Origin of the sequence: Prescottella agglutinans, assembly GCF_004011865.1 — a bacterium.
Lineage (GTDB): Bacteria > Actinomycetota > Actinomycetes > Mycobacteriales > Mycobacteriaceae > Prescottella > Prescottella agglutinans.
On record NZ_RKLP01000006.1, the window covers coordinates 172,365 to 192,888 of the forward strand.

General features: G+C 66.8%; 25 protein-coding genes and 1 pseudogene. 19 read left to right on the forward strand and 7 right to left on the reverse strand.

Going from position 1 to position 20,524, the window contains the following annotated elements:
• Nucleotides 1–314: 314 nt before the first annotated feature.
• On the forward strand, nt 315–872 hold the full coding sequence (locus EGT67_RS13025) for a TetR/AcrR family transcriptional regulator (protein ID WP_164877557.1): 558 nt from the start codon (nt 315–317) through the stop codon (nt 870–872).
• 12 nt (nt 873–884) lie between these two features.
• On the opposite strand, the gene EGT67_RS13030 is transcribed toward EGT67_RS13025, so the two are convergent.
• A complete protein-coding gene (locus EGT67_RS13030; RefSeq protein WP_241566010.1) occupies nt 885–1,232 on the reverse strand; it encodes a response regulator transcription factor in 348 nt (115 codons plus the stop codon).
• Between the two features lie 151 nt (nt 1,233–1,383).
• On the opposite strand from EGT67_RS13030, the gene EGT67_RS13035 reads away from it, so the two are divergent.
• From EGT67_RS13035 to EGT67_RS13050, 4 genes are all read left to right on the forward strand, one after another.
• Nucleotides 1,384–2,229 carry a helix-turn-helix domain-containing protein gene (locus tag EGT67_RS13035; protein WP_164877558.1) on the forward strand — a complete coding sequence of 282 codons (846 nt, stop codon included), beginning with the start codon at nt 1,384–1,386 and terminating at the stop codon, nt 2,227–2,229.
• Entirely contained in the window at nt 2,226–2,651 is a 426-nt protein-coding gene (gene paaI, locus EGT67_RS13040; RefSeq protein ID WP_127916500.1) for a hydroxyphenylacetyl-CoA thioesterase PaaI, read from the forward strand. The genes EGT67_RS13035 and paaI overlap by 4 nt, the downstream gene beginning before the upstream one ends.
• A 210-nt stretch (nt 2,652–2,861) precedes the next feature.
• On the forward strand, nt 2,862–4,229 hold the full coding sequence (locus EGT67_RS13045; protein WP_127916501.1) for a phenylacetate--CoA ligase family protein: 1,368 nt from the start codon (nt 2,862–2,864) through the stop codon (nt 4,227–4,229).
• A 229-nt stretch (nt 4,230–4,458) separates the two neighbouring features.
• Nucleotides 4,459–4,992, forward strand: coding sequence for a hypothetical protein (locus tag EGT67_RS13050; protein ID WP_127916502.1), 534 nt, complete (start codon nt 4,459–4,461; stop codon nt 4,990–4,992).
• 35 nt (nt 4,993–5,027) lie between these two features.
• Here the strand turns inward: EGT67_RS13050 and EGT67_RS13055 are convergent, their stop codons facing one another.
• A complete protein-coding gene (locus tag EGT67_RS13055) occupies nt 5,028–5,720 on the reverse strand; it encodes a helix-turn-helix transcriptional regulator (RefSeq protein ID WP_127916503.1) in 693 nt (230 codons plus the stop codon).
• Nucleotides 5,721–5,811: 91 nt separating this feature from the next.
• On the opposite strand from EGT67_RS13055, the gene EGT67_RS13060 reads away from it, so the two are divergent.
• On the forward strand, nt 5,812–6,555 hold the full coding sequence (locus EGT67_RS13060; RefSeq protein WP_127916504.1) for an alpha/beta fold hydrolase: 744 nt from the start codon (nt 5,812–5,814) through the stop codon (nt 6,553–6,555).
• A gap of 65 nt (nt 6,556–6,620) precedes the next feature.
• Nucleotides 6,621–6,873, forward strand: a pseudogene (locus EGT67_RS13065) (IS481 family transposase); the annotation flags it as partial.
• Between the two features lie 71 nt (nt 6,874–6,944).
• On the opposite strand, the gene EGT67_RS13070 reads toward EGT67_RS13065, so the two are convergent.
• Nucleotides 6,945–7,541 (reverse strand): TetR/AcrR family transcriptional regulator, encoded by a 597-nt coding sequence (locus EGT67_RS13070; protein WP_164877559.1) that lies wholly within the window; start codon nt 7,539–7,541, stop codon nt 6,945–6,947.
• Nucleotides 7,542–7,664: 123 nt separating this feature from the next.
• Between EGT67_RS13070 and EGT67_RS13075 the strand changes: the two genes are divergently transcribed.
• Entirely contained in the window at nt 7,665–8,246 is a 582-nt protein-coding gene (locus EGT67_RS13075; RefSeq protein WP_127916506.1) for a pentapeptide repeat-containing protein, read from the forward strand.
• A 37-nt stretch (nt 8,247–8,283) separates the two neighbouring features.
• Entirely contained in the window at nt 8,284–8,703 is a 420-nt protein-coding gene (locus EGT67_RS25625) for a nitroreductase/quinone reductase family protein (protein WP_127916507.1), read from the forward strand.
• A 44-nt stretch (nt 8,704–8,747) separates the two neighbouring features.
• Here the strand turns inward: EGT67_RS25625 and EGT67_RS13085 are convergent, their stop codons facing one another.
• Nucleotides 8,748–9,623 (reverse strand): hypothetical protein, encoded by an 876-nt coding sequence (locus EGT67_RS13085; RefSeq protein WP_127916508.1) that lies wholly within the window; start codon nt 9,621–9,623, stop codon nt 8,748–8,750.
• A gap of 107 nt (nt 9,624–9,730) precedes the next feature.
• On the opposite strand from EGT67_RS13085, the gene EGT67_RS25080 reads away from it, so the two are divergent.
• On the forward strand, nt 9,731–9,874 hold the full coding sequence (locus tag EGT67_RS25080; RefSeq protein ID WP_164877560.1) for a hypothetical protein: 144 nt from the start codon (nt 9,731–9,733) through the stop codon (nt 9,872–9,874).
• Between the two features lie 104 nt (nt 9,875–9,978).
• On the opposite strand, the gene EGT67_RS13090 is transcribed toward EGT67_RS25080, so the two are convergent.
• Complete coding sequence (locus EGT67_RS13090) at nt 9,979–10,908, reverse strand: S1C family serine protease (RefSeq protein ID WP_127916509.1); 930 nt, start codon at nt 10,906–10,908, stop codon at nt 9,979–9,981.
• 256 nt (nt 10,909–11,164) lie between these two features.
• Here EGT67_RS13090 and EGT67_RS13095 point away from each other — a divergent pair, with 256 nt between their 5' ends.
• On the forward strand, nt 11,165–12,514 hold the full coding sequence (locus tag EGT67_RS13095) for a hypothetical protein (RefSeq protein WP_127916510.1): 1,350 nt from the start codon (nt 11,165–11,167) through the stop codon (nt 12,512–12,514).
• A 17-nt stretch (nt 12,515–12,531) separates the two neighbouring features.
• On the opposite strand, the gene EGT67_RS13100 is transcribed toward EGT67_RS13095, so the two are convergent.
• On the reverse strand, nt 12,532–13,275 hold the full coding sequence (locus tag EGT67_RS13100) for an MBL fold metallo-hydrolase (RefSeq protein ID WP_127916511.1): 744 nt from the start codon (nt 13,273–13,275) through the stop codon (nt 12,532–12,534).
• 16 nt (nt 13,276–13,291) lie between these two features.
• Entirely contained in the window at nt 13,292–13,954 is a 663-nt protein-coding gene (locus EGT67_RS13105) for a DMP19 family protein (RefSeq protein ID WP_127916512.1), read from the reverse strand.
• A 227-nt stretch (nt 13,955–14,181) separates the two neighbouring features.
• Here EGT67_RS13105 and mraY point away from each other — a divergent pair, with 227 nt between their 5' ends.
• The 8 genes from mraY (at nt 14,182) to EGT67_RS13140 (ending at nt 20,196) form a co-directional block, all read left to right on the forward strand.
• The gene (mraY, locus tag EGT67_RS13110; RefSeq protein ID WP_127916513.1) at nt 14,182–15,258 is read left to right on the forward strand and encodes a phospho-N-acetylmuramoyl-pentapeptide-transferase; all 1,077 of its coding nucleotides are present in this window, start codon (nt 14,182–14,184) and stop codon (nt 15,256–15,258) included.
• 170 nt (nt 15,259–15,428) lie between these two features.
• Nucleotides 15,429–15,815: a hypothetical protein gene (locus EGT67_RS13115; protein ID WP_127916514.1), complete on the forward strand. Its 387-nt coding sequence runs from the start codon at nt 15,429–15,431 to the stop codon at nt 15,813–15,815.
• 118 nt (nt 15,816–15,933) lie between these two features.
• Nucleotides 15,934–16,320, forward strand: a complete 387-nt coding sequence (locus tag EGT67_RS13120; RefSeq protein ID WP_127916515.1) for a hypothetical protein — start codon at nt 15,934–15,936, stop codon at nt 16,318–16,320.
• Nucleotides 16,321–16,622: 302 nt separating this feature from the next.
• The gene (locus EGT67_RS13125; RefSeq protein ID WP_127916678.1) at nt 16,623–17,321 is read left to right on the forward strand and encodes an alpha/beta fold hydrolase; all 699 of its coding nucleotides are present in this window, start codon (nt 16,623–16,625) and stop codon (nt 17,319–17,321) included.
• Nucleotides 17,318–17,758 carry a VOC family protein gene (locus tag EGT67_RS13130; RefSeq protein ID WP_127916516.1) on the forward strand — a complete coding sequence of 147 codons (441 nt, stop codon included), beginning with the start codon at nt 17,318–17,320 and terminating at the stop codon, nt 17,756–17,758. The genes EGT67_RS13125 and EGT67_RS13130 overlap by 4 nt, the downstream gene beginning before the upstream one ends.
• A 76-nt stretch (nt 17,759–17,834) precedes the next feature.
• Nucleotides 17,835–18,350 (forward strand): methylated-DNA--[protein]-cysteine S-methyltransferase, encoded by a 516-nt coding sequence (locus EGT67_RS13135; protein WP_127916517.1) that lies wholly within the window; start codon nt 17,835–17,837, stop codon nt 18,348–18,350.
• 195 nt (nt 18,351–18,545) lie between these two features.
• Nucleotides 18,546–19,106, forward strand: a complete 561-nt coding sequence (locus EGT67_RS25200; RefSeq protein WP_206612367.1) for a thiamine pyrophosphate-binding protein — start codon at nt 18,546–18,548, stop codon at nt 19,104–19,106.
• Nucleotides 19,066–20,196 carry a thiamine pyrophosphate-dependent enzyme gene (locus EGT67_RS13140; protein ID WP_206612368.1) on the forward strand — a complete coding sequence of 377 codons (1,131 nt, stop codon included), beginning with the start codon at nt 19,066–19,068 and terminating at the stop codon, nt 20,194–20,196. Before EGT67_RS25200 ends, EGT67_RS13140 begins: the two co-directional genes overlap by 41 nt.
• Nucleotides 20,197–20,524 lie beyond the last annotated feature (328 nt).

The window sequence follows — 20,524 nt, forward strand, 5'->3', positions numbered from 1 at the left end:
CCACTGCTCGATGCGAGCGCGAATGCGAGCGAGTGCTCGCTCGCATTCGCAGTATGGGCGCAGGCGCGAAAGCCCGTCAAGCATCGATGGGAGTCGGTCGCGGCGCGTCGGCTCGGCGGTGGCTATGCTGACCCGGAGTCTGCGGGGGTGGAGCCCCGGAGCCACCCCGCTCGCGGGCACGGCCGACCTGACGAGGAACCAATGACCCCCTTGCGCTCTCGCGAACCACTGATCCGTTCTGTCCGCTCGGTCGCGCAGGTTGGGCCGCGCGGATGAGGGCGAGTCGCGAGGAGCGGCGAAGTCGCCTCCAGGAGGTGGCCACGCGGCACATCATCGAGCGCGGTTTCGACAGCGTGTCCGTGAACGATCTGGCCGAGGATCTCGGGATGAGTGTCGGTGGCCTGTACCGCTACATCCAGACGAAATCGGACCTGCTGGTGATGGCGTGCGAGACCATCTACGGGGGTCTGCGTGAGACGCTCGCCGAGATCGCGACCGGCAGCGAGCGTGATCTCCCGGAGAAGTTGCGCCGCATGATCGAGGTGTATGTCGGCGAATGCGTTCGGAACCGAGAGCAGATCCTGTTGATGTACCGCGAGTACCGCCACCTGCCGCAGGAGGCGCACCGGCGCTACAAGGAACGTGAACTCGCCATCGCCGGCCTGTTCGCGGACCTGATCGGCGCGGGTGTCCGGCGGGGCGTGTTCGGCGAGGTGAACGAGCAGGTGCTGGCACAGGACGTCGTCCTGTTGGGCCACCTGCCGGCGCTCAAGGGGTGGGCGTTGCACGGTGTCGAGTCAGATGTCCTCGTCGCCGAGCAGGTGGAGTTGGTCATGGCCCGGCTGGAGATGGGGCCGCGAGCAGGGCGGTGAGCGGCGTTCGGGTCAGGGGAGCAGTTCGGCTCGGCGGGCGGCGTCGACGGCCTCCTGTCGGCTGTGTGCGCCCAGCTTGACCAGACTCGATCGCAGATAGCTCTTGACCGTCTCGGGGGACAGATCCAGGGCGTCGGCGATCTCGCCGTTGTGGAGTCCGGTTGCCGCATGGGCGAGGACGTCCACCTCGCGTTCGGACAGCATGCCGTCATGCCGTCCAGGGGGCGCGAGGCGTCGGCAGAAGTCGCGCAGCGTCTGTCGGTCGCTCTCGACCTCCGCACCAGAGGCCAAGGCTCTGAGCTCCGCGAACGCGCGGCGGATCGCCTCGGTCTCACTTACTGTGAGCGGGGGATTGCCCATGTTCACCCTTTCCGATCCTCGGTGGGCGCCGTGCGCGGATCCGCGGCGCGCGCGAACCCGGCGCGTCTCTGTTGTCACCTGCCGGCCCGGCGTTAGTATGCGAGCGAGCACTCGCATTTGCAAACTCCTTCTCGCGAATCGAGGTCGCCCCATGACGATGGTCGCCACCGGTGTCGGCAGCGATCTGGACCGCGCGCTTGCCACAGTGCAGCAGCGCTCGGGATTCGCCGTCGTTTTCGCAGGACGGGTCCGTGCTGGAACGCTGCGGATCAGCAATCTTCGTGGCAACCGATCCGAGGCGCTGCGCGGGTTGTCGCTTCCGCCTGGCGTTGGGCTCGGCGGAAAGGCCACGACGCTCGGCCGGCCCGTGTCCGTCCGCGACTATTCCTGCGCGCTCGCCATCACCCATGAGTACGACAGTGCGGTGGCGCGGGAGGGATTACGGGCACTCGTCGCCGTCCCTGCTCGCGTTCACGGTCAGGTGAGCGCGGTCCTCTACGGAGGCGTCCGCGCGGCTATGAGTATCGGTGACCGAGCCATCGCAGATCTCGTGACGGCGGGGCGGCAGGTGTCCCTCGACCTCGAGGCGGCTGCCGCCGACGCGGCGTCGTCTGCGTTGGTTGAGGAGCGGGGCTCGCGTGACGGCGGCGAGATGCCCGGCCGCGCTCACTGGTGCACTGTCGTGGAGGGAATCGTGTCCGAACTCGAGCAGATGTCCGAGCGCCCGGTGCAGGCGAAGGCGCGCACTGCCTGCCTGGAACTGCTGGACGTCCTGCGTGGGGAGGCGGACCGGGGCGGCTCGCCCACTGTCCGGCCGTCGGACCTACGGGTGCTCGAGCTCGCGGCACGGGGGTGCACCGATCGCGACATCGCCGATCATCTCGGGATCCAACTTCACACGGTGCGACGCCGGATGCGAATGCTGCGCAAGACCTTCGGCGTGCACAGTCGGTACGCCGCGGTCTCCGCGGCGCGGGTTGCGGGAGTCCTGTCATGAGCACGGTTCCGCAGCCGGAGCCCTTGCGGCGAGCCGCCGCGATGTTCGAGGGCGACCGGGCATCCCGTCGGCTCGGAATCACGATCACCGAGATTGTGGACGGTGCCGCCGAGGGGACCATGACCGTCACCGACGACATGCTCAACGGTCACGGAACCTGTCACGGCGGTCAAGTCTTCCTCTTCGCGGACACCGTCTTCTCCTGCGCGTGCAACAGTCGTGGTGCGATGACGGTCGCGGCGAAGGCTGACATCGTGTTCGTCGCGCCCGCCCACGCGGGTGACGTGCTCCACGCGCGGGCGGTCGAGCAGGTCGCGTTCGGCCGCAACGGCATCTTCGACGTCACCGTGACGCGCGACGACGGCACGGTCGTGGCACTGTTTCGAGGTCACAGCCGGGCGCTTCCCGTTGCACTGGGCTGAGGCGGCGGCGATGTGGCTGGCGGTGCACGTAGCGGCGTAACGCCAGACCGAGATGCCGTGCACCGCAAAAGGATCTGTTCGCAGGATTCTCCATGTCGTCCCGAGGCGTGCCCGCCGCTGGCAGCTCCGGGACGGGTGGCAATTCCGGGGGTAGCCGCGTTCCTGCAAGCCGTCGATGATGTGGTGACTCGAAGAGGAAGGTGGTTGTCGATGGCTCCCGAACCTGTCTACTGGAACAAGCAGATGGAGACCCGTCCGCGCGCTGAGCGTGAGCAGGAGATCCTGGCGCTGCTGCAGCGGCAGCTGCACCGCGCCTACGCCGAGTTGCCCTTCTACCGGCGGCATTACGATGCGCACGGCTTTCACCCCGATCAGGTCCGAAGCCTCGATGACTTCACCCGCCTCGTGCCCGTGATCACCAAGCAGATGCTGCGCGACGACCAGACGGCGCACCCGCCGTTCGGCAGTTACCTCGGCGTACCGGAATCGGAAATCGCTCGCGTGCACGGTTCGTCGGGCACCACCGGCGTCCCCACCCTGTACGGAATTTCTCAGGCCGACTGGGAGCATGTGACCGACGTGATGGCCCAGGGCTTCTTCACTGCCGGCGTGCGTTCCACCGACAGGGTCCAGCTGGCCACCGTGTTCGGCATGTTCATCGGCGGCTGGGGATCGCTGCAGGGCTGCGAACGCATCGGCGCGACGACCTTCCCGATCGGCGCCGGCGAGACGGAACGCCAGCTCGAGCTGATGTATCGGGTCGGAACCACTGTGCTGATCTGTACGCCGACGTACGCGCTGCACATGCTGGAGCGGGCCCGTTCGCTCGGCTACGACACGGCGGCGTCCCCGCTCCGTCTCGGCATCTTCATCGGCGAGCCCGGGGCGGCCATCCCGGGGACCCGCGAGGTCCTCGAGCGGGGCTGGGGCATGACCGTGCGCGACTTGGCGACGACGTCGGAGATGACCCCGTTCGCCACCAATGCGGAGTGCGAGCACGGGCTCGGTGTGCACGTCCTGCAGGACCAGGTCTGGACGGAGATCGTCGACAAGGAGAACCCGAACCGGTCCGTCGACGACGGTGTCAGCGGTGGTGTCGTATACACCCATCTGCGGCGGGAATCGCAGCCGATGATCCGATTCGCCTCGCGCGACGAGTCGCACATGACCTACGAACCCTGTCCTTGCGGCCGCACCTACCCGCGGCTGCCGCTCGGGGTGTACGGGCGGCTCGACGACATGCTGGTCATCCGCGGTGCCAACGTGTATCCGTCTCAGGTCCAGCGGTCGTTGCTCGCCGTGCCGGGCACGGGCGTGGAGTTCGTGGTCATCGTGGACCGCGAGGGATCGATGGATTCGGTGCACGTACAGGTCGAGTACGACCCGACGATCCGACCGGACGACGTCCCGGCCTTCAAGAAGGACCTCGCCGCCGCCGTGCGGGCGCGGCTCAAGAACGACACGAACATCAACTTCACGGTCGAGGTCCTGGACCCGGAAACGCTCGAGCGTGCCGTCTCGAAGGCCAAGCGGGTGATCGACCGCCGCCCGTCCCTGCGGGTGGCCGCGACAGCCTGATCGGACTCGACCGTCGTAGCCGCCATCCCGCCGCGCATGTGTGCGACGGGATCGGCGCCCGACGCCGTTGCGCGCGAACACGAGTCGGTTCGGGGGCGGCGCCGCACGACGGTCCGGCGACAATCGCCCACGAGTAACGGCACGGCTGTTGCGGCGGATATACGGACCGACCGTTTCTTTTGGGTTGGCCGAATGAAGCGAACGGCAACGACAATCAGGGGGACTCGTCATGAAAGCACGTAGGTCGACGCAACTGTTCGCTGCGACAGCGCTTTCCGCCGCAGCGTTCGCATCTGTCGCCGCTCCGGCATCGGCCGTTCCGACCGCGGATCCGTTGGCGCCGATCACCGCATCCGCGTCGAGCGCCTCGGCCGGTAGCATCGGCGCACCGGATGGGCTGACCGTCAACGCCCTCATCGCCGCCCGCAACGCGGGATTCCCGATCTACGAGGCCGGTCGAGTGGTCGTCGTCTCGGCGACGAAGATGGGCACGATCTACGCGACCGAGTATCGGCGCGTCTACGAGGTCGATGCCCTGGATTCGCTGGCAACCAAGTTCGTCACGGTCGGCGGCGCTGCGCCGGACAACTTCTACGTCGTGCGCGGCCCCGACCGCGACTCCATCGTGGTCAACATGCGTCCGAGCGGGGACCCGATCTGGGGTGGCTTCTCGTACGACACGACGCCGCAATCGTGGTGGAACAGCCCGCTCGTCCAGCTCCAGGGTGGCGGGCCTGGTGTGGGCATCGCACTGGTCCGCTAGCTGCCCTGACCGGAGACGTTGATCGAGTGCCTCACTCACCTTTCGCCATTCACGGGTCTTGCTGTCGCTGGGGGGATGCCGATCTCGTCGATGCCATGGCCGCTGCAGGCAATCTTGGTGGCACTGGCGTGCTCGATACGGGACACGAGAAACCACCGCATATCGCTGCGTAGCCTGCACCACCCGATCAGGTACCACTGGCCGTTCCTGGAGGCGAACATCACCGGTTCGACGTCGCGGGTGGTCGTGTTGCCGTCACGCGAGGTGTAGCGGATACGCACCACCCGTTGCTCGGCCATCGCTTCCTCCAGCGCTGACTTGATCGTCCGCCGAGTAGTCGGCGCGTCGACCCAGACGCGGCTGGCCAGCTCATCGGCCTTCGTCCGGGTCAGCGGATCGAGGACGTCCATGATCTTCCGAACGCCAGCCAAGGCGAGATCGGCGTAGGGGGCATCGGGTGCAGCAGAGACTGCCGCGAGTAGCGCTACTGCCTGCACAGGGGTCAGGCTGACCGGTGGCAGGGTGCCTCGGGCGACCAGCCCGTAGCCACCTCCGGGGCCCGGGCGCGACCAGATCGGCGCACCACTGTTCTCGAGTGCGGCGAGGTCTCTCTTGACGGTCCGCACGGACACGCCGAACTCGTTTGCCAGTCGCTCAGCAGTGCATCCACGCGGCCCGCTGCGTCTCAGCATCTCGGACAGGGCGTGGAGTCGCTCCGCCCGCTTCATTTCCCACCCCGACTCACTGCAGACCGCGGCAAAAAAATCATGCCAAAAATGGTGACATACCGTTGTCCACGAGGCTCGAGAGCATCGTCGTGTGACGACAAACGCGAGCAACCCGACCATCATCCTGATCGCCGGCCATTGGCTGGGGGCTTGGGCATGGGACGAGGTGCTGGAACACCTGACCGCTGACGGCTGGCGAACAATCCCGATGACGCTTCCCGGCCTCGATGAGCGCGACCCCGAGCGGGCGTCCAGGACGCTCGATGACCAGGCGACGGCGATCGAGCAGACCATGTCCCAGGCCGAAGCGTCCGAGGCTCGGCCGGTAGTCATCGTGGCGCACAGCGGGGCCAACGCGCCGGTGAGCCTTGTGCTCGATCAGCATCCGGAGCTTGTCCGTCGAGTGGTGTGGGTCGATAGTGGGCCCGTCGCGTCCGGCAGTGTCTTCGCCCCGGATACGCCTGAGGATCTGGACGAGTTTCCCCTGCCGCCCTTCGACGCGCTCGGGGAGCAGGCCAGCCTCGAGGGCCTCAGCACCGAGGCTCTCGAGCGCTTTCGAGCCAGGGCCGTTCCGGAACCCGGTCCCGTGCTACGCGGGCAGGTGGAGCTCACCAACGATGCCCGTCGGGCGGTCCCGACCACTCTGGTGTGCTGCTCGATCCCGAGCGCGCAGATAATGGAGCTGGCCAACGCGGGTCATCCCATGTTCGCCGAGGTGTCAAACCTCGACCATGTTGACCTCATCGACCTCCCGACCGGGCATTGGCCCATGTGGAGCCGCCCCGGCGACCTCGCCCACATCCTCGCCGCAGCAGCGACTTCCCCAGCCAACTGAACCGCAGACAGACCTGAAGAGGGCCAGCCGAAGCGGCTGGCCCGCTTCCATTCCCGAAAGATCTCATGACACACCCCACTGCCGCGCTCACCCCAAGACATCGCCTCGAGGTTGTCCGTCTCGTCGTAGAGAAGGGATGACCGATCAGCGAGGTCGCCGCCCGTTTCCATGTGTCCGACAAGACGGGCAAGGCCGTGACGAATTGATGTGTGAGTCTGCGGATGCGGCTGCGCGAAGGCCCGGTTCAACTGCGCGAGCAGGCTTGGCGTCGGCGTGCGGCAACCAGCCGCCGTTCTCACGATTGATCAACGTTCCCGGGCAGTACGGCTAGCGGAACGGCTCGAGGCGGAGTCGCGTTCGGCCCCGTCGATTCCGCCGCGGTGGGTCGCTCAGCGAGGCGCCAGGTTCTCCAGTGCCAGAGCGAGAATGCGGTGCATGTCCTCGACCCCGTAACCGGACCCGGGCTCGCAGCCTCGGTCGGCGACCAGGTGATTGGACATCGCCAGCCCGTGTAGCAGAACCCAGAGCATGGGGCCGACTTCCCGTGCCTCGCCGGCGATCAGGGTGCCGGTCTGCTGCGCGTCGGCGACCATTTCCTGGAAGTGCCCGTTGAAGTCGACGGCGGCCTCTTCGAGCACCCGACTCGGTTTGATCGCGTAGTCGCCGCCGAACTCGATCCGGTAGTGGTTCGGATACTCCCACGCGACGCGGACGTAGGCGAGGCAGGCGCGGAACAGTGGTGTGGTGGCGGTGGTCGCGTCCGCTGCGGCGCGTTGCATCTCCGCTTTCAGGAAGGCCAGGTGCTCGGCGGCCACCGTGCTGAGGAGGTCGTCCTTGTCCTGGAAGTGCCGGTACGGCGCCGTTCGCGACACGTCGGCCGCCGCCCCGACCGCCCGCAAGGTGACGTGAGCCGGTCCACCCCGCGTCAAGAGCTCATTGGCCGCGGTGATCAGGGCACGGCGCGTGTCTCGGGTCCCTTCCTGCACTCCCAGAGGATAAGTGGAGGTTGACGCTGTCAACAAGTCGAGTTAGGTTGACGCCGTCAACATGGCGGCGGGTTCGGGCGGGGAACCCACCGGCCACTACGTTTCGTCCGATACGGGGGCTCAATGACATCTACATCGACATCGCAGGCGAATCCGCTCGACCTGCTCCGCTCGGATGTTGCGATCTGGAATTCGCTATGGAGTTCCGGTGATTCAGGGCGGGCCAGCCTCGTCGACGCCGACCTGGCAGGCCTGTGCCTCGTGGGCGCAAATCTGGTGGGTATCGATCTCACCGGCGCAGACCTGTCCGGAGCCGACCTCACAGATGCCGAGCTCGCAGGCGCGAATCTGACTTCCGCCGAGTTCGTCGGCGCGAACATGGCGAGGGCCGATCTCGCCGGCGCGATCGCGCACGATGCCAACTTCACGGGTGCGTATCTCACCCGGGCCAACCTGCGGGACGCCGACCTGACGATGGCCTATCTGACGAGAACCTACCTCGCACAAGCAGATCTGACGGGAGCGGACCTCTCCGGCGCGTACATGACCGGCGCCTACCTCGGTGGGGCCGATCTGACGAGTGCCACCCTGATCGGCACCTATCTGGGCAAGGCCAATCTGACCGGCGCGAACCTCGATGCCGCCCTCATGGACGGTGCCGATCTGACCGAGGCGACCATGCCGGACGGCACCGAGGCCGAATGAGACCGGTCGGCCGCACCCGAGCGCAGATGCAACCGATATGAGGACCGTCTGGGCGTTCCGCAACCGCGCGACATCAGCCTTGTACCGGATTACGGGCGGCCGTCTCGGCGGGAAGGCCGTAGGACTGCCCGTCCTGCTACTGACGGCGCCAGGACGCCGGACCGGACTTCCGCGTACGACGCCGGTTGTCTACCTCCAGCACGGCGATTCGTACGTTGTGGTGGGATCCGCATTCGGATCGAAGACCGACCCTGATTGGATCAGAAACGTTGCCGCAGCAGGGACCTGCCGGATCCGGATAGGGGATCGCGAGTGGAACGCGGTTGCAAGAATCGCGACCGGGGGCGAGCGCGAACGCCTCTGGCGGCGGTTGATCCTGCCCGCGCTGCCCACGATCGCGAAGCGCGAGGCGAAGTCCGGCCGCACGTTCCCCGTCGGTGTCCTGAAGAGGCCGTAGCCGGGCACGTTGTGACTCGCACCGACCCGGACGCGTGCGACGGCTCAGGCCCGTCGTTCCGGTGGGAGCGCCCGGTGGACCGTCCGGACGATGAACGACTGCGGTGGCTGCCAGACGTCGCGATCTGCGAACGACCAGGCGTAGGTGAGCGCTCCGTCGCGGATGCAGTCCAGCAGGCCCGGCGCCGCGAGTTCGTGAGCAGACCACTCGTAGAGCCGCTGCAACCGCGGGACGATCACCCCGTAGTCCACGAGCCGGCCGAATCCGTGTTCGTCCCCGAGGTAGGACCGTGCCCCCTTCCCGAGGGGGTACTCGTCCGGGAGCACACGGGACAGCTGTACGAAGATCCCGGCCATGCCCAATCGTGGGTCACCGAGGAACGGGGCGAAGGGGCGCAGCCATCCGAGTGCGATCCGGGGGGCCGCGACGAGGGCGTGCGCGTACAGCACCCGGCAGAGGACGACGTTCATGAAGAAGCGCTCGGCCTCGTTCTCCGCCTCCGCCAGGTCGCGGTGTTCGAGGTAGGCGGCGACCACGCTCCCGTTGTGTGCCCGATACCAGGCCCGAGCGGTCGGGTAGTCGGCGAAGGACATCCAGAAGTCAACTGTCCGAGAGGACGTCGGACCGGAAAGGTCTCCGCTCAGGGCTACCGCCTCACACCCGTCACGGAGGATGCGCTCGTTCACGGCGCGCCACCACGGACTGCCGGGGTCGTCGTCGGACGGTGGCTGCAGCAGGCCTCGCCGGAGCTGCCATCGCATGAACGACATCGCGGCGCGGCGGAACGGCAGATGTCGAGGGGCCTGGCCGTAGGGGCCGTAGTAGCAGCGCTGCATCAGCGCGATCCGGCCTGCTGGATCGTCGCGGACCGAGGTGATCTGCTGCTCGGCCCAGGCGGCGGCCGTGCCCCCAGCACTCACGCCACCATGATCGCACGCGCCGCCCAGGCCGGCGTGACGTTCTGTAACGGGATGCTTTTCGCGGCCGACAGATTCAGTGCAACGAAACCAATCGGGAGGGAAAGCACATGGGTTCTGCGGCAGATGCTATGGGGTGGGTCCGCGAGGGGTACCTGGCAGGCGATCCGCTGCGATCCGCGCTCTTCGTCGGGGCGTCGTTCGTGATGATGCCGCTGCAGCTCATCGCGGTGATGCTGGGTCAGCCCTTCTAGGCGGGACAATCCGACAGGGAGCGCCGCGATCCGCGAAGGATTGCGGCGCTTCCGTTGTTGTGGGGCGGTTGTTCTGTTGTGGACCGGTGGTTCGTTCGAGCGACCTACGGCTCGTCGGCGAGTTCTCGCGGAACGGCGACGGCGTCGACCAGCGCACCGTTGCGCCACACGGTCACCTCGACGCGCCGGCCTATGGTGCCCTCGACCATGAGGGCTTGGATGTCGGTCGCGGTGACGACGGGCCGCCCGTCGATCGCCACGAGAATGTCTCCTTTGCGGAGCCCGGCCGTCGAGGCGGCACTTCCGGGCACGACCTGGGCGACCTGGACGCCGCGTTTGCGGCCCAACTTGGTGGCGAGCTCCGGCGGCAGGGGCATCTGCATTCCCGCTATTCCGAGCCAGCCGCGGCGAACGCGTCCCGTCCGCATCAGGGAGGCGATGATCCGTTCGGTCGTCGCGTTGATCGGCACCGCGAGCCCGACGCCGATGCCGGCGACGGCGGTGTTCACCCCGACCAGGCGACCGGAGCTGTCGGCGAGCGCACCGCCGCTGTTGCCGGGGTTGAGTGCCGCATCGGTCTGGATGACCTCGTCGATGATCCGGCCCGACCGCGTCGGTAGTGATCGGCCCAGCGCGGAGACGACGCCGGCCGTGACGCTGCCGGCGAGGCCGAGCGGACTACCGACCGCGACGACCAACTGCCCGACCTGGAGCTGGGCGGCATCGCCGCGGGTCACGGCCGGCGGCACGTCGCTCCTCGCCCGCAGGACCGCGAGGTCGGAAAGGGTGTCCCGGCCCGTGACATCCGCCAACACCTCGCCGCCGTCGGAGAAGGTCACCTCGGCCCGCCGCGCCCCGTCGACAACGTGGGCGCTGGTCAGGATGTAGCCGTCGGGGGTCAGCACCGACCCGCTGCCGCCTCCGGTGCCCCGTCGGGTCGCGACCCGGAGACTGACGACGCTCGGGAGCACCCGCTGAGCGACACGGATCACGGCCTCCGAGAACGCGTCCAGTGGCTCGAAATCCTCACTCATACAGGTATCGAACGCCTGCGCCCGCGTGGGTGATACCGGCGTTCGCGCAGAGCCGAAGTCACGAATCGGCAGCGGCGACGGTCCCAGGTGATGTGAACCCTGCGTGAAATTTCCTCGTTATCCGGACGGGGGAGTTGAACGATCGTCCACTTTTGGCTTGGATGCTAGGCGGTGCACGGCCCGGACCGGCGACACGGCACCCGCGGGCCTCACGCTCGTGACGCGATCAATCACGAGGACGGGTTGGGGACACGGCATGGGGCGGACACGGCGCCGAAGCGGAATCTACTCGAGCACGGTTGCCGTCGCGCTGGCCGCGGCGCTGGTCGGCGGAACGGCAACCGCCTATGCCGCACCGGACGCCCCCGCTCAGGTCGGGGAGTCGACCTGCGTGGGGTCGAACCACGCGACCATGGGTGCCATCTTCGATGCCGTGCTACAGGCGTCGAAACCCATTCTGCCGCAACCGTTCCTCGACAACTACGACGAAATCCGGGCCGAGGGGCACCGGCGCCTCGCCGCCACGGGCATCAGCACTCTCGCGGTCTCCAACCCCGCGGCGATGCAGTCGGCGGACCCGGACGCGGGCATCAACAAGTACGGCGACCCGATCACCCGGTACATCGTCACCCAGTTGACGAACGTCAAGAACGGTGAGGAGTCGGCCGTCATCCGTGCCGAGAACCTCACCCTCGGACAGGCCGTCGAGACCGCGTACTTCCTCATCTACACGACGGCCCTGGTCCCCGCGAACATCATCGCCGGGATGATTCCCTCGATGGTCAGCCTCGGCCCGGTCAGCGCGGGAATGCTCATCAGCCTCCCCCTCAAGTTGGGGGCGAAGGGATTCGCGCTCATCTACGACGCCGCGCAGAGCCAGCTCGAACAGAGCTGTCTGGTGTGGGCGGACGGCGACGCGATCGACGCGGCGGGCAGGCCGGATCGGGAGGTCGACCTCGGATTCGAGGCACCCGTGTTCATCAAGCAGATCGCTGAGGGTGTCTCGGTCGCCGGCGCGGACTGCCCGCCCGCCACCGAGCTGACCCTCGGCGACGTGTTGGCACGGACCGGCACCTACCTGCGCGCGACGAGCCCCGATCCCGACAACGTGCGGCAGGTCGAGGACCAGCAGGCGCGGCTTACCTGGATCCTCGAGAACACGATGGTTCCCTCGGGGCTGATCCCCGCGAACCCGGACGACTTCTCCACGATCGAGACGCTGCTTTCGACAGCCCTCGGCATGGTCCCCACCGTCGGCGGTGCGACGACGGAGGCGCTGGTCGCGCTGGTCCACGACGCTTTCGCCGGCGAGGACCTCACCGACGTCCAGCCGCTCGGCACGGTGAAGATCGGCGACGCGCTGACGGCCGCGTACTTCGGGTACGCGTTGACCACGCAGGTCATGGAGATCGGCTACACCGCAGGCACTGACGCGTTGTCCGCCGCGTGGGTCGCGGGGTCGGGCGGCGCCGGCGCGGCGGTCAACCCGTTCGACTGGATCCCGTCGCCGTTCCCGCTGATCAACGCGCCGAACACGTATGGGCTGTCGACCTACCGGCATGTCCTGAGTTCGGTGTGTGTCACCGACGACTCACAGCCTGCGTGAGGTGACGGCGGGCGGGCTCACCGGGACCGCTCACGAGCCTGCTCGACGGCCGCGGCGATCGGCATGAACACCGCGGGGCCGTGTCCCGGGACGACGGTCTCGGCGTCGAGGCCGGCGAGACGGTCGAGCGCCGCGAGGGTGTCCGGCGCTCCGTGGTCGAAGACCGGCGGGAGCAGTTGCGGGCCACGGAGTTTCGACAGCGGGTGCGCGGTGACCAGTGCATCGCCGGTGACGACGACGCCGTGCTGCGGCAGGTGATACGCCGTGTGTCCCGACGTGTGTCCGTGGGTGGCCACCGGGACGGGCGCGCCGGGCAGGTCGAGGGGGCCGGTCGCTGCGAAGGCCTGGGCGTCGCCGATCGAGAGGGATCGGGTCGCCCCGACACGCGCGATGCGCAGCAGCCACGGCAGCACACCGTGCTTGTGCAGCATCGGGACGAAGTCCTTGCCGGTCGCCTGCTCGAGGTAGTCCCTGCGCGCGTGCGCGACCTCGGTCGGGTCCGTGAACACGGGGGTTCCGAAGCGTTCGTGGAAGGCGACGATGGCGCCCATGTGGTCGATGTGTGCGTGGGTCAGCAGCATCCCCTGCACGTCTTCGGGGCGTCGACCGAGGGAGCGGATGGCGCTTTCGACTGCGCCGACGTCACCCGGATACCCGCCGTCGATCAGGGTCAGGGCGTCACCGTCTCGCAGGATCACCACGTTCACGTCCGTCCCGGACGCACGGAACACGTTGGGCGCTACTTCATCCAGAGTCGTCACGGTTGAACATTGTGCGTCATGGCTGCCCTGGATGCTGCGGCTGCGCAGAGCCGTCGCCGTGGTACTCGACGACGAGCCGGGGGAGCCGGTCCGGGTATTCCCAGAACGCTTCGTCGAGTTCTTCGAGTCGCTCGCGTTCGGGCTCGGAGATCACGGCCGGCAGGTCGGCGAGCGAGACGACCTCATCGGTCTGCCCGTACGGCTCGATCACGGCGTACATGGCGCGCACGATCTCGGCAGTCCGGTGCGCGCCGATCGCATCGAGGGCCGCGACCGCGGTGCGGTGGTTCTGCTCGCCCCAGTTGCCGAAGAACTGCAGGAACCCACCATTGTTGACGTCCGCCTCCAGCCGCCACAGGGCCACCAGCTCGCGGTCGCGTTGCGGCACGGTGTCCACATCCCACCCGGCCTGCTGAACCCGGTTCAGCGCGTCGTCGTAGAGACGGTCCTGCAAGATGTCCCAGACACTCACCATGCCCTGTGGATGCGGCTCCCACAGCGCCGGCCAGTTCAACCCGTGCCCGTCGTCGGCGAGCACCCAACGGGCCCGCTCGGCAGGCGTCGCCTTCTCGATCCGGATGTAGCGCGTGATCGGCGTCGTCAGCACGTCACCGCTCGCGAGCGTCAGCACGATGTCGACGGCGGTGAGATCGACCTCGGCAATGCGGTAGTCGGTCATGATTCCTTTCGTGCGTCCGCGACGCACGGACGAGTGTTCCCATCATCGTCGGGCGGCGGCCGGACCGACTCGCGGGGGACCGGCGCAGGGCGCTCTCGCCGACCGCATGCGACTCCCGCTACCGAACGCTGTCACAGTGGTGCGGTACGCAAACGAACGCACGTGTCGACGACCGCGTCCGCGCGCTCGACGATTCGCGGCAAGGAAAACTGGAACCTGGGGGGAAGATGAGGCAGATCCTCTTTGCTGCCGGAATCGCATTGGCGGTGTCCATTCTGCTGACACCGCTTCTGATCAAGGCATTCTCGAGGCAGGGATTCGGACAGGAGATCCGGGTCGAGGGGCCCGCGAGCCATCAGTCCAAGCGCGGGACTCCGACGATGGGCGGTGTCGCTATCCTGTGCGGACTGTGGGCGGGCTACCTGGGATCGCATGTGATCGGAATCGGGTATCACGCTGACGGTCCATCCGCGTCGGGTCTTCTCGTGCTGGGCCTGACGACGGCGCTGGCCGGCGTCGGCTTTCTCGACGACTACATCAAGATTCGCAAGCAACGAAACCTCGGCCTGAAGGCAACGGGAAAGTACATCGGTCAGATCTCCGCGGCGGTGATCTTCGCGGTGCTCGCGCTCCGCTTCCGTGGCAGCAGCGGTCTGACGCCCGGTAGCACCGATCTGTCCTTCATCCGGGACACCACGATCGCAATGGGCGCAGTCGTGTTCGTCCTGTTCACTTGCTTGTTGGTGGTCGCGTGGTCGAATGCGGTCAATCTGACCGACGGTTTGGACGGTCTCGCCGCCGGTTCGATGGGGTTGGTGCTCGGTAGCTACGTGATCATCACCTTCTGGCAATACCGCAATGCGTGCGAAACCGCTCCCGGTGCAGGCTGTTACGAAGTGCGTGATCCGCTCGATCTCGCGTTGATCTGCGCCGCCGGCGCAGCCGCATGCGTGGGGTTCCTGTGGTGGAACGCCGCCCCGGCGAAGATCTTCATGGGCGACACCGGTTCACTCGCGCTCGGCGGTCTGCTTGCCGGGCTCTCCATCACGACGCGGACCGAGTTGCTCGCCGTCGCTCTCGGGGCGTTGTTCGTCGCGGAGGCGGCATCGGTGCTGATTCAGGTCGCCGTGTTCCGGGCGTCGCGGGGGCGACGTGTCTTCCGGATGGCCCCGATGCACCACCATTTCGAGCTCGGTGGGTGGCCGGAGACGGTCGTGATCATCAGGTTCTGGCTGCTCGCGGCGATCACATCGGCTGCCGGCGTCGCAATGTTCTACAACGAGTACCTCGCCGCCGTGGACTGAAGACCGGAACGAAGGCACCGAGTCCCGGTTGTCCTCCTGCCGAAGGATCTCATCATGCCTTCGTCGATTGCCCGCAGTTCGAAGTGGTGGGTAGGCTTTCTGCACGGTCGTAGAACGCAATTCGTGGGCTCGACGGACCGTTTCGCTGCCGGAATTCACGGAGGCGCCGAATGACGTACCTGGGGAAGCCCTACTATCCGGCGTGGCTGGACAATCTGGCCGACGACGTCATCCTGGAGGCCGCGGCGATGGACGGCACTGCGACCGGTGCCGACGATGTCCGTGCCATCCTGGTCACGGCCCGCGAACTGTATGAGCGCCAAGAGTTCAACTACGCCGGCCCGTGCGGCGAGAGCGGCTTCCTCGAGGACTACACCAGTTCGGTCCGTGGCATGTCCACCCACGTTGTCGTTCTGGTCACCTTCAACGACGCCGGGCAGACCCAGCGCGTCGTGGTGAACCACCGGCCGCGCAGCGCGATGCTGCAGTTTTCCCGCCTGATGCTCGAGAAGAACACCGGTACCCCGTACGCGCGATTCTGGGAAGGCACGCCGTGAGCGGCGAGTGACACCCGAGCACGGAATGCTCAGTGTCGCTGGGTATCTGGGCTTTGGCTTCGACGGATGCCATCAGCAGAGGGTAGGGCTCGCCGCCGGGTGCGAGGGGAGACAAGGCATGACGTACATGGGGAAGCCCTACTACCCGGCGTGGCTGGACAACCTGGCCGACGACGTCACGGGGGAAGGCGCCGCGTGGGACGGCGCTATCGAGGGCGCCGAGGCCGTGCACGAAGTGGTGCTGGCCGCCCGGGAGATATATGAGTTCCAGGACTTTCACTACGCCGACCCGTGCGGCGAGAACAGTTTCCTCGAGGACTACACCTCGGCGGTCCGCGGTGTGCCTCTCTACGTCATCGTCCTGGTCACCTTCGACGCCGCAGGAAAGGCCCAGCGACTCGTAGTGAACCACCGCCCGCGCAGCGCCGTGCTGCTCTTGTCCCGCGCGATGCTCGAGAGGTTCGCCGGCACGCCCCTCGCCAAGCATTGGGAAGGCACACCCTGAGTGCCGGACTGCTGACGAGGAGCTGGGGCAGGGAGGCCGAAACACGACGGATTCTCGACCGCCAGTCCGCGCTCGTCTACGTGACCGCGTTCATCGTGCGGCGATGCGGACTGGTTGCTGATCGGACTCGCGGGCGATGTACCCGATTTCGGGGGACAGAATCTCGAATGCTCGACCCCGCTGCGGGTCGTGAGAGGACGATGGTGTCTGTGGGGCCGATCCGGCCGCCACGGCGAGAAGACGGAGAACAAACCTAGTCCGGAGCGGATCCGGCTGATTCGCGCCGAGGATGGGTGCGCATCATGTCGACGCCGACTACTCCGAGCATCGTCTTCGCCCACGGCTTGTGGGCCGATGGGTCCTGCTTCAGCAAGGTGATACCGGCATTGCAGGCAGAAGGGCACGAGGTGGTGTCCACGCAGAACAGCCTCGACACCCTGGAAGGCGATGTCGCTGCGGTCAAGCGGGCTCTGGGGCGGGTCAGAAGCCCGGCAATCCTCGTCGGGCATTCGTACGGAGGCACCGTGATCACGGCAGCGGGAACCGATGACCGTGTCGCGGGGCTCGTGTACATTGCCGCGCTCGCCCCGGACGAGGACGAGACGTCGCAGAGCCTGCAGGCCAAGTTCCCCACGACGGATGTGTTCGCGCACACCGAGATCGCGGAGGGGCGAATCTGGTTGCGATCGGACGGTATCGAATGCTTCGCAGGTGATCTCTCCGAACAGGAACAGCAGCTCGTACTGGCGACTCAGGGGGTGCCCGCCGTTGATCTCTTCGAGCAGCAGGTCGCGGGCACCGCGTGGAAATCGAAGCCGAGCTGGTACATCGTGGGCCGAAACGACCGCACCGTGCATCCCGAGCTGGAGCGCTTCTGTGCCGGACGCATGAACGCAAGCACCTACGAGGCGGACAGCAGCCACGTTCCGATGCTGTCCCAGCCCAGCCTGGTGATCGACGTGATCCGAGCTGCCGCGAGCGCCTGTCAAGGCGCACAGTGATCGACCACGTCTACATCTCCGTCACCGATATCGACCGGGCACTGGCCTTCTATCTCGACGCCCTCGGCCCTGCGGGATGGCGCGCGTTCGGGAACTACAGCGCCGCAGACGGTCCGGACGGCGTGCCGGACCTCTTCGGCATCGGTGACGCCGACTATATCTCCGGGGCAAGGGTCGGCTCGAGTATCTGGTTGCGCCGGCGTGTATCCGGCGAGACGGGCCTATACGTGGGCATCGTCTGTGACAGCAACGATATGGTCGACGCGGCGTACGCCGCTGCTGTCAGGGCCGGTGGCATCGACGAAGGCGAACCGGCCGACCGAACCTACTTCGCACCCGGCTATTACGCCGCCAATGTTCGCGATGCCGATGGCAACCGCCTGGAGTTCGTGCACAAGGCGTGGAACACGACCCGCGGACCCACAGCGATGGTGTGACACAAGTGGAATCCGTTTCTCACGTTCGATACCTGGTGGGCGTCTACCTGATGAGAACGAGAGGAAGGGGAAGCGGATGAACATTCGGCACACGGTGATCGACACCGCGGCGCTCGGCCCGGTCACGATCGTGGCGACCGATGCGGCTGTCACCGGAGTGTATTTCCGGCATCACATCCGGCGACCGGCCCAGGAACTGTTCGGGCCGCCGCTGTCCTTCGTCGACGACGCGGTTCTGGGCAAAGCGGTCGGCCAGCTGCTCGAGTATCTGCTCGGACAGCGCCGCAGTTTCGATCTGCTGTTGAACCCGGCCGGTGACGACTTCCAGCGGCGGGTATGGGAACAGGTCGAGGCGATCGAGTTCGGTGAGACCACCACCTACGGGCAGATAGCGCAGCGCCTCGGCGACAGTTCCTCCGCGTACCTGGTCGGCCAGGCCGTGGGCGTCAATCCGCTCTGCATCTTCATCCCATGCCACCGGGTGATCGGCGCGAACGGATCACTGACCGGCTATGCGGGCGGTCTGAAGCGCAAGCGTGCACTGCTCGAGCTGGAGGAACCGGCCGCGGTCTACGCGGGACGGCTGTTCTGATCGTGAAACCCGAGTCCGGGAGGAATCCCACCCCCACCGCCGGCTGCGCCGGGCCAGGCTCGACAGATTGACCGCCGTCGAGGACGAGACCATCATAGGCACACGGGCAACTCGGACTGCGTGACCGAGCCAGTCAACCAATCGTGCAGCGGTCCGCAACCACCGAGACCCATTCCCGTGAATGGAAGTAACCTCATGGTTGACACCGTAATTCGACATATCTTGAGGCGCCTCGACGAGATTGGTATTGACGACGTCTTCGGAGTCGCCGGGGACTACGCGTTTCCCGTCAATGATGCGATCGTCGAACATCCGGCGATCAACTGGATCGGATGCTGCAACGAGCTCAACGCGGGCTACGCCGCTGACGGGTATGCCCGGATACGCGGACTCGGCTCGGTGTGCACCACCTATGGGGTGGGTGAACTGGCCGCGATGAGCGCAATCGCGGGCGCTTACGCGGAGCACCTCGCCGTGTTTCACCTGGTCGGCACGCCAAACCTTGCGACGGAAGAGGGCCGCGCGCTGGTGCATCACACACTGGGCAACGGCGAATTCGGCCTGTTCCACCAGATGGCCGAGCCGATCGTGTGCGCAAGTGCGATCGTGACACCGCAGAACGTGGCGGCGGAGACGGAGCGGCTGATCGCGGCGGCGCTCTACCATCGACGACCGGTCTACATGGCGATTCCCCGGCGATGTCGCAAACCTGCCCGTGCTCGGCGGCGCGCTACCGATCGGCGCGCCGAACAGTGATCCAGAGGCGCTGGCGGCGGCGGCCGATGCGGTGGCCGCGGCCCTGAACGACGCGGGGCAGGCGTGTGTGCTGCCGGGGGTGCTGCTCAGGCGACTCGGCCTGCAGGGCGCGGCGGCAAGATTCCTGGACGCCTCGGGCTTGCCGTTTGCAACGATGTTTGCCGACAAATCGGTCCTCGGAGAGGACCGCCCCGACTACATCGGGATGTACGTCGGGCGGCTGATGGGCGAGTCGGTGCGCGCGTTCGTGGAGTCGTGTGACGTGGTGGTGATGATCGGCGCCAGACTGAGCGACGGCAATACCGCGGGGAACACCGTCCGACTGGACCCGGTCAAGACGATCGCCATCGACCATCACCGCACCACCGTCGGCCCGACGGTGTACCGCAACGTGGAGATGGCCGACATTCTCGCGCTTCTGCCGGACCGTGTCACCAAACGTGCACCGCGGACGCAGATCGCGCCGGAAACGCTGGGGCCGATCGTCGGCGGTGGTGAAGACTCGATCACCGCCGACACCCTCTACCCGCGCTGGGCCAACTTCTTCCGTCACGACGATGTGATCATCACCGACACCGGGACGTCCTCGCTGGGTTTGACGCTCGCGCGGTTGCCCAGAGGCGCCGAGTTTCACAATCAGACGCTGTGGGCGTCGATCGGGTGGGCCACCCCGGCGGCGTTCGGTGCCGCGGTGGGGGCTCCGGATCGTCGGGTCATCCTGATCACCGGGGAAGGTTCGCACCAGATGACCGTGCAGGAGATCGGCCAGTTCGGTCGTCATGGGCTGCGCCCGATTATATTTGTGCTCAACAACTCTGGCTATCTCAGCGAACGCATGCTGTGCAAGGACATGGGCCTGTCCTACAACGACATCGCGGCCTGGAACTACGCCGAACTTCCTCACGCGATGGGCTGCCAGGGGTGGTTCGACGCTCGCGTGCACACATGCGGCGCACTCGATGATGCGCTCGAGAAGGCCGAGCACGCCGACGGCGCCGCCTACATCGAAGTCGTCACCGATGCCGACGAGGCCCCGCCGATGTATGAGAAGCTTCACGAGAACGTCAAGTCGTTCTACAACATCCGCTAGCCCTTCGTTCAAATCGATCCCGCTGTCTCGCTCTGTCCGCCATCCGGGGCCTCACTTGACGACCGTCTCGTCCTGGGCGGACGATCGAAGCACTGGTAACTCCCAGAAGCGAGGAGTCAGGATGGCGTGGAGGCAACCGGATCCTGAGCCCTGACTTTCGTCGCCGCTCAATCGGGGGGTTGTAGGGCGGCGGCGGGCGGTTCTGAGATCGGCTGCAGCGCAATATTTCTGTGGGTGAGTGGTTTTCGGCGCCGGACAGGCGCGGCCCGCTCGCCATCGTTCCGGTGCCGCCACGATACGCCCGGTTTCGGCGGTTCGCTCCGTGAGC

Excerpts from the sequence above, each read along its gene's own strand:
- EGT67_RS13105 (WP_127916512.1), bottom strand. The coding sequence starts at position 13,954 with ATGACCGACTACCGCATTGCCGAGGTCGATCTCACCGCCGTCGACATC.
- EGT67_RS13055 (WP_127916503.1), bottom strand. The coding sequence starts at position 5,720 with ATGAAGCGGGCGGAGCGACTCCACGCCCTGTCCGAGATGCTGAGACGC.
- EGT67_RS13090 (WP_127916509.1), bottom strand. The coding sequence starts at position 10,908 with ATGAGTGAGGATTTCGAGCCACTGGACGCGTTCTCGGAGGCCGTGATC.
- mraY (WP_127916513.1), top strand. The coding sequence starts at position 14,182 with ATGAGGCAGATCCTCTTTGCTGCCGGAATCGCATTGGCGGTGTCCATT.
- EGT67_RS25625 (WP_127916507.1), top strand. The coding sequence starts at position 8,284 with ATGAGGACCGTCTGGGCGTTCCGCAACCGCGCGACATCAGCCTTGTAC.
- EGT67_RS13120 (WP_127916515.1), top strand. The coding sequence starts at position 15,934 with ATGACGTACATGGGGAAGCCCTACTACCCGGCGTGGCTGGACAACCTG.
- EGT67_RS13115 (WP_127916514.1), top strand. The coding sequence starts at position 15,429 with ATGACGTACCTGGGGAAGCCCTACTATCCGGCGTGGCTGGACAATCTG.
- EGT67_RS13030 (WP_241566010.1), bottom strand. The coding sequence starts at position 1,232 with ATGGGCAATCCCCCGCTCACAGTAAGTGAGACCGAGGCGATCCGCCGC.
- EGT67_RS13045 (WP_127916501.1), top strand. The coding sequence starts at position 2,862 with ATGGCTCCCGAACCTGTCTACTGGAACAAGCAGATGGAGACCCGTCCG.
- EGT67_RS25200 (WP_206612367.1), top strand. The coding sequence starts at position 18,546 with ATGGTTGACACCGTAATTCGACATATCTTGAGGCGCCTCGACGAGATT.
- EGT67_RS13035 (WP_164877558.1), top strand. The coding sequence starts at position 1,384 with ATGACGATGGTCGCCACCGGTGTCGGCAGCGATCTGGACCGCGCGCTT.
- EGT67_RS13075 (WP_127916506.1), top strand. The coding sequence starts at position 7,665 with ATGACATCTACATCGACATCGCAGGCGAATCCGCTCGACCTGCTCCGC.
- EGT67_RS13125 (WP_127916678.1), top strand. The coding sequence starts at position 16,623 with ATGTCGACGCCGACTACTCCGAGCATCGTCTTCGCCCACGGCTTGTGG.
- EGT67_RS13135 (WP_127916517.1), top strand. The coding sequence starts at position 17,835 with ATGAACATTCGGCACACGGTGATCGACACCGCGGCGCTCGGCCCGGTC.
- EGT67_RS13050 (WP_127916502.1), top strand. The coding sequence starts at position 4,459 with ATGAAAGCACGTAGGTCGACGCAACTGTTCGCTGCGACAGCGCTTTCC.
- EGT67_RS13095 (WP_127916510.1), top strand. The coding sequence starts at position 11,165 with ATGGGGCGGACACGGCGCCGAAGCGGAATCTACTCGAGCACGGTTGCC.
- paaI (WP_127916500.1), top strand. The coding sequence starts at position 2,226 with ATGAGCACGGTTCCGCAGCCGGAGCCCTTGCGGCGAGCCGCCGCGATG.
- EGT67_RS25080 (WP_164877560.1), top strand. The coding sequence starts at position 9,731 with ATGGGTTCTGCGGCAGATGCTATGGGGTGGGTCCGCGAGGGGTACCTG.